Annotated in this window: 2 protein-coding genes; one reads left to right on the forward strand and one right to left on the reverse strand. The window is 40.2% G+C overall.

All coding sequences use genetic code 11. The features are described from left to right. Window positions 1-66 precede the first annotated feature (66 nt). Entirely contained in the window at window positions 67-2,568 is a 2,502-nt protein-coding gene (locus ASV53_RS23180; protein WP_094958875.1) for a tetratricopeptide repeat protein, read from the forward strand. A 75-nt stretch (window positions 2,569-2,643) separates the two neighbouring features. On the opposite strand, the gene ASV53_RS23185 is transcribed toward ASV53_RS23180, so the two are convergent. After that, window positions 2,644-3,755 (reverse strand): sensor domain-containing diguanylate cyclase (locus tag ASV53_RS23185; RefSeq protein ID WP_141226301.1); only part of this gene is annotated, 1,112 nt, incomplete at its 5' end.

The following is a 3,755-nucleotide window of genomic DNA, read 5'->3' on the forward strand; positions in this document are numbered from 1 at the left end:
ATTTTATTTCAGCACTTTAGATGGTAAGTTTCCGCCTTTATTTATTTGATTTTATAGGTTTATCTTGTGCGGTATTTTTCTTTTTGCCCTATAATTGCAGCGCTTGCTGGTAGTCCAAGTTTAGCTGCCGACCCATTATCAGAATTTAAAAATGAATTACAACAGCCGAAGCTTAGTGCTGAGCAGCGACTTACGCTGGCTGAGTCTATCACCAAGCATACCGCTTGGAGTGCAGGGGCATTGGCGCAATTCTATTACACGGGTGAGGGGCTAGAGTCGCCGAATAAAGATCGTGCGTTGGCAATGTTTGAATTGAGCGCACAATTAGGCGATGCGTATTCAGCTTACAGTGCATTTTTAGGTCATCTCCAAGGTTGGTCAAGTCAATCAGACCCAAGCAAAGCGTCACTATATTTATGGCAAGCTGCAAAAGCCGATATTAGACAATCTCGAATGTATTTAGCGGAAGGTTATCGAACGGGCAACTATGGGTTGCCTCAAGATTTAAAAGCTGCGATGCAATGGGCTTATACGACTGAAGTTCCGCCGCAAATGCACTTGGACATGTGTCTTCAAGAGGACCCTTTATATCTAAGCCAGCATTGTGTTAATGAATGGGTAAAACCAGCCGCATTGCAAGGCGATGCGATAGCAAGTTACCGCATGGGATTACAGTTTCAGCATGGCATCAGTATGTTGAATCCAGATCTAAATGAGGCTAATACTTGGTTTGAAAAGGCTGGTAACTACGGGCCTGCGTTATTAGCTCGTGGTGATCTTTTATTTGCTCAACAAGGAAACTCTTTTTTCACTAAAGACGATAGCGAGCAGATGAAATCATTGTTGTTCTCTGCTGCTCAGATGGGTGAGCTACGCGCGTTTACAGAACTCGCATATGTGATGATTAATGGCGGTGAATCTGACTCTGCTTTGACGTTACTAAGTCAAGCCGACATAGTTGGATCGTGTGACGCTGCATGTAAGTATCAATTATCAGTGCTGCTTGAAAAAAGTGAGCCCGAAAACGCTGAAGCATATTTACAAAGTGCGATGAGTGAAGGTGATGCCAACGCTTTGCTTGAGACTGCACTTAAACAAGCCCCAGATTTACCTGAAACTCGCGCTAAAATTTACCAAGCAGCAATTAAAGGCAATGTAACTGCAATGCTATGGTTGATGGATAGAGCAAATGAGTCGGGTGATAAAAAGCAAGCGATTATTTGGCGTCAAGAAGCCGCAGCTTTTCAAGACAGGTATAGTCAGTTTGAGTTGGCCTTGCACGCGAGGAAAGAGCAGTGGTATGAAGTTTCTAGCTATTGGAAGAGCAGAAACGGGTTTTCTAATCGATTTAAAGATGACGTTAATGTCTTAGCTGATAGCGGACGTCCTGAAGTACGCGAGGATGCCATTCAATATACGAAACAATTTGGCGGTGATCTGAAAAAGCGTTATCAAGAGTTGAACGCTCAGCATGATGAGCCAAATTATTATTTAGAACATAACCGCTTACTTAACCAACTTAAGCGTGTTCGCTTTCGTGAATACTCATTATCACCATGGAGGATTGTCGCTGAAGCCCTTGATGTACCGCAAATAGAGGCTTATAACCGTGGTGATATGAAAGTGCCAAGGAGACATAAAGATGGGCGTTTAGCCGTGGATGGAGCTTGGAATCCGCCCGAGAAACTACCGTTTAAATTATTGGCTAATAATCAAAGTGTGCAACAAAGCCATTGTGGATACTTATTTAATCGTGCGACAGGGGATCATCTTTTAATCCACCGCTTGAAAGGGGGATGTCGTCCTGAACCAAGCATATTGGCTCGACTTGAGCAAGAAGGGGCGAAAAAGCTAGTTCATAACGATGCGGCTTCAGCTGCTCTATTTGATGATGGAAGTGTTGCCACTTGGGGCGGTGCAATGGCTGGTGGCAGTCCTATTCTTGCGGCATCTAATTTTGAAGATTCAGCCTATCAAAGCCTTGATGATGAACTCAAAGTTTATCGTCGTTTACAAGCGAATATTGTCGATATCGCGCCCGTGCAAAGCCATTTCCTCGCTTTAGATAGCTCAGGGGATATTTTGCTTTTGGGGCCAATGGCTTATCATTTTGGTGGTGAAATTCAAGGCGAGTATCAAGCACTGGCGGCGAGCCCTGATAGTGACCGCTTTTGTGCGTTGAGTCGCAACGGTGATGTCGATTGTTGGGATTTAGGTGGCGGCGCTTCACCAGTAGTAATTGCTCATAACAAGGCTCGAGTGATGAAAGTTGAAGGTACTTTTGACACTTTTGCAATGCTTGATGAACAAGGGCAATTGACTTTACAATCGATCGTTATGAATCAAAATACCGATGATTTAGTACCGACGCTTGATAAAAATAAGCGCTGGAAAAAGCTAGAACAAGTGATTGTCTACGGTAGATTGCGAACACTACTGGTTGATACGGATGATAAACTCTATTACATAAAACAAAATCATCAAAAGTTAGAATTAAAATCGGTACGTAATATTGGCAAAGAAACGTTATTTATTACTTCAAATGAAACAATGGCATATTTGAACTAGGCTGTTTCTTTGCATGGTAAGGGCCTCTTTAGCTGTATAAGGTAAAGAGGCTTTTTTATCTTATTCAGCAATTAATCAGTGAACTTTAATCTGATTTCTTCCATTTTTCTTTGCATCATACAGCGCTGAATCTGCTCGCTTCATGGCAGACTTGAAACTGTCTTTTACTGATATATCCGTAATGCCAATAGATAATGAAACCAGGGTTTCGTTCTTTACATGCTCTTTTATTCTATCGGCGATGTTGATAGCGCTTTGAGCTTTCATATCAAGCAGAATGATAAATTCATCACCTCCCCACCGAATAAAATCATCACTATCTCTTAGGCAACGTCTAACAATGGCTGCAATCTGTTTTAGAACCCGATCGCCTTCTGAGTGTCCAAAAGTATCGTTAATATATTTAAAATGATCGACATCAAAGATAATCATAGAGTATCCAGTCTGCCTTATCTGTTTCCAATAGCCATATTTTATTATTTTACTATCGAGATAATTGCGGTTTCTGCAGCGAGTTAGTGAATCATAGAAAGCAGTTTGTTTTAATTTATTGCTTTGATACAGACTGATTGAGAGGTTAAGGATTACCACAATGATGGTTAGTGCTACCCCTAAGATAAAAGAGTAAAAGTGTTGTCTTCTCGACTGGTTATAATGTTCTGTAACGTTAATCTTTAAAAGAAGCACCCTATTAATGTCTTTTAAATAATGGAAATAAGAAAGAAAAGTTTCTCCCGAGCTATGTTCCCATGCGATTTGATTTCCACTTTCGATCAATTTAAATTGATCCTCAGAAATGTCTGGTGAAAGAGCGTAAATTGATTTTCCTTTAAGATTTTTAGGCAGTCTTACTTCGCCATCTTTAGTTAGGAATGAAACATTGATATGTTCGTCTAATCCCTGAATTTTATTGTAAAATGTATCATAGTTTATACCTATACCAATAATGCCGACCACCTGATTATTATTATCTTTGATTTTGTGGTCATAATAAAAAGAATAAAGACTCTCATATTCAGGTATATCAGGGTCGTAAAAATGATAACGGTAATCTTGAGGTGTTTCTAAAAAATCTTTTATCCAGCTATCTCTTTCTGAGTTTATATCAATTGAAAGAACACGGCCTAAGCTATCTAAATAAAGGTTATTGCGAATGTCGACTAAACCTATCTTCTTTACAGATAAAG

This window comes from Photobacterium sanguinicancri (assembly GCF_002265265.1).
In the GTDB taxonomy this organism is placed as follows: domain Bacteria; phylum Pseudomonadota; class Gammaproteobacteria; order Enterobacterales; family Vibrionaceae; genus Photobacterium; species Photobacterium sanguinicancri.